We start from the raw sequence: 3,460 nt of genomic DNA on the forward strand, positions 1-3,460 counted from the left end.
GAAGCCGGCCAGGTCGCGGGCCAGGCCCTCGGGCGCGGCCAGCGAGCCGGCCACCGGGTTGGCGCCGTCCAGCCAGTGCAGCACCGACCACTCCCACGGGTAGCCGGCGGCGGGCCGGCCGACCGCGAGCGGGGCCGGGACCGGCCGTGGCAGCCCCGGTGCCAGCCGGGGCAGCCACTGGTGCTCCCGCCGCAGGCCTCCGGCGGCCCACTCCACCAGGGGCAGCCGGACGGCGAGTTCGGGCCCGAGCCGGAACATCGCGTTGTCCGTCCCGGCGGCGGAGACCTGGGTGACCGGGAGGCGTTCCCACCGAGGGAACTGGGCGGAGATCAACCGCCGTACGAGGGCCGCGTCGACCACCGGTCCGTCGGGGTGCATCCGGGGGGCAGCGCACATGCCCGGCAGCGTACAGCTCCGGTCGTTCCCGTTCAGCCGGATTCCCGAACCGGTCGGATTCCGAAGGGCGTTGGCGGCGGGCGCGGCACCCGCGCGGGCGGTCAGCCGAAGGTGATCCGCACCCCGATGGTGCCGCCCCTGCCGAAGCGCAGCACGTTGGCGGTCAGCGCCACCGCGCACAGCAGGCCGTACTTGCGCCGCAGCAGCTTCCGGTAGGCGGGCGCCCGGGCCGGGTCCAGCGCCGCGGTGGCCGGCACCTGGGTGCCCAGCAGGTTCCCGCGGATGTCGCTCGGCCCGACCAGCACGTCCGCGCGGTTGCGCAGGCGCTTGACCTTGCCCGTCCTGGTGACGGTGGTGAAGACCAGCGCGTCACCGTCGCGCGCGACCCACACCGGGGTGGCGACCGGAGTGCCGTTCCTCCGGTACGTGGTGAACAGCAGGTACTTGGCGGCAGCGAGCCGCTCCAGCTCGGCGGCGGCATCCAGAGTGTCCATGCCCGCCAGCGTAGGAAGCCGCAACTGGGCCCCGCTCAAGTCTCGGTGGAGCCGCCCGGCCCGGTGCGGACGCGCGGCCGGCCCGGTCGACGACGGTGCGACGGCGGTGCGACGGCGGTGCGGGCGCGGTGAGGGGGCGGTGCGGGGGTGGCACGCCACGCCCGGCCGCACCCGGGGCGGCCGGGCCCCGTCCCCGGCACCTGCCAGAATGCAGGGCGTACGGCGAAAGCACTGAAGGAGAAGGTGACCGGCTTCGTGACCACGCCAGTCGAACAGGCGGCCAGGCAGGCCCAGCAGGCGATCGAGCGCAAGATCGCCGAGGAACTGGGCGTCCGCGAGGGGCAGGTGAAGGCTGCCGTCGACCTGCTCGACGGCGGTGCGACCGTCCCCTTCGTGGCCCGCTACCGCAAGGAGGTCACCGGCTCCCTCGACGACACCCAGCTGCGCGGCCTGGAGGAACGGCTGCGCTACCTGCGCGAGCTGGAGGAGCGCAGGGCGGCCGTCCTGGAGTCGATCGACTCCCAGGGCAAGCTGGACGACGCGCTGCGCGCCCGGGTGCTCGCGGCCGACTCCAAGGCCCGCCTGGAGGACATCTACCTCCCGTTCAAGCCGAAGCGGCGCACCAAGGCGCAGACCGCCCGCGAGGCCGGGCTGGAGCCGCTGGCCGACACGCTGCTCGCCGACCCGTCCCAGGACCCGGCCGCGCTGGCCGCGCAGTACCTGAACGAGTCGGTCGCGGACGGCCCCGCCGCCCTGGAGGGCGCCAGGGCGATCCTGGTCGAGCGCTTCGGCGAGGACGCCGACCTGGTCGGCTCGCTGCGCGAGCGGATGTGGACCCGCGGCCGGCTGGTCGCCAGGGTCCGCGACGGCAAGGAGGGCGACGGCGCCAAGTTCGCCGACTACTTCGACTTCGCCGAGCCGTACACCAGGCTCCCCTCGCACCGCATCCTGGCGATGCTGCGCGGCGAGAAGGAGGAGGTGCTCGACCTCGAACTCTCCCCGTACGAGGGCGAGTCCGAGGGCGACCTGCCCGGCGAGAGCGACTACGAGCAGCGGATCGCCGCCCGCTTCGGCATCGCCGACCGGGGCCGCCCGGCCGACAAGTGGCTGGGCGACACGGTCCGCTGGGCCTGGCGCACCCGCGTCCTGGTCCGGCTCGGCATCGACCTGCGCTCCCGGCTGCGCGTCGAGGCCGAGGAGGAGGCGGTGCGGGTCTTCGCCGCCAACCTGCGCGACCTGCTGCTGGCCGCCCCGGCCGGCACCCGCGCCACCATGGGCCTGGACCCGGGCTTCCGCACCGGGGTGAAGGTCGCGGTGGTGGACGCCACCGGCAAGGTCGTCGCGTACGACACGATCTACCCGCACCAGCCCGCCAACAAGTGGGACGCGGCGCTGGCCACCCTGGCCGCGCTGGCGAAGAAGCACGACGTCGACCTGGTCGCGATCGGCAACGGCACCGCCTCCAGGGAGACCGACAAGCTCGCCGAGGACCTGATCGCGCGCCACCCCGAGCTGAAGCTCACCAAGGCGATGGTCAGCGAGGCCGGCGCCTCGGTCTACTCGGCCTCCGCGTTCGCCTCGCAGGAGCTGCCGGACCTGGACGTCTCGATCCGCGGCGCGGTCTCGATCGCCCGCCGGCTCCAGGACCCGCTGGCCGAGCTGGTCAAGATCGACCCCAAGTCGATCGGCGTCGGCCAGTACCAGCACGACCTGAGCGAGGTGAAGCTCTCCCGCTCGCTGGACGCCGTGGTCGAGGACTGCGTCAACGCCGTCGGCGTGGACGTCAACACCGCCTCGGCGCCGCTGCTCACCCGGGTCTCCGGGGTCACCGGCACGCTGGCCGACAACATCGTGGCGCACCGCGACGCCAACGGCCCGTTCCGCACCCGCAGGCAGCTCAAGGACGTCTCCCGGCTCGGCCCCAAGGCCTTCGAGCAGTGCGCCGGCTTCCTGCGCATCCCCGGCGGCGACGACCCGCTGGACGCCTCCAGCGTGCACCCCGAGGCCTACCCGGTGGTGCGCCGGATCCTCGCCGCGACCGGCGGGGAGCTGCGCGAGCTGATCGGCAACGGCGGGCGGCTGCGCGCGCTGCGCCCGGCGGACTTCGCCGACGACACCTTCGGCGTCCCGACCGTCACCGACATCCTCGGCGAGCTGGACAAGCCGGGCCGCGACCCGCGTCCGGCCTTCCGCACCGCGACCTTCAAGGAGGGCGTCGACAAGATCGGCGACCTGGAGGTCGGCATGGTGCTGGAGGGCGTGGTCACCAACGTCGCCGCCTTCGGCGCGTTCGTGGACGTGGGCGTCCACCAGGACGGGCTGGTGCACGTCTCGGCGCTGTCGAAGAACTTCGTCAAGGACCCGCGCGAGGTGGTCAAGCCCGGCGACATCGTCAAGGTCCGGGTGCTCACGGTGGACGTGCCGCGCAAGCGGATCGGGCTCACCCTGCGGCTGGACGACGAGGTCGGGCGCGAGCGCGGCGGGGATCGCGGGGATCGCGGGGACCGTGGCGACCGGCAGGCCCGCCCGCCGCGTCAGGAGCGGCGCGGCGGCCAGGGCGCTCAGGGTAG

General features: G+C 74.2%; 3 protein-coding genes. 1 reads left to right on the plus strand and 2 read right to left on the minus strand.

Annotated features, from left to right (window positions below):
• Both BU198_RS00675 and BU198_RS00680 read right to left on the minus strand, forming a co-directional pair.
• The coding region (locus tag BU198_RS00675; RefSeq protein ID WP_188294820.1) for a phosphotransferase at window positions 1-396 on the minus strand (396 nt) is incomplete at its 3' end.
• 101 nt (window positions 397-497) lie between these two features.
• Window positions 498-890 (minus strand): PPOX class F420-dependent oxidoreductase, encoded by a 393-nt coding sequence (locus tag BU198_RS00680; RefSeq protein ID WP_188294821.1) that lies wholly within the window; start codon window positions 888-890, stop codon window positions 498-500.
• 255 nt (window positions 891-1,145) lie between these two features.
• On the opposite strand from BU198_RS00680, the gene BU198_RS00685 reads away from it, so the two are divergent.
• A partial coding sequence (locus BU198_RS00685) for a Tex family protein (RefSeq protein ID WP_188294822.1) occupies window positions 1,146-3,460 on the plus strand: 2,315 nt, incomplete at its 3' end.

Source organism: Streptomyces sp. CBMA156, from assembly GCF_014596515.1.
Taxonomy (GTDB): domain Bacteria; phylum Actinomycetota; class Actinomycetes; order Streptomycetales; family Streptomycetaceae; genus Kitasatospora.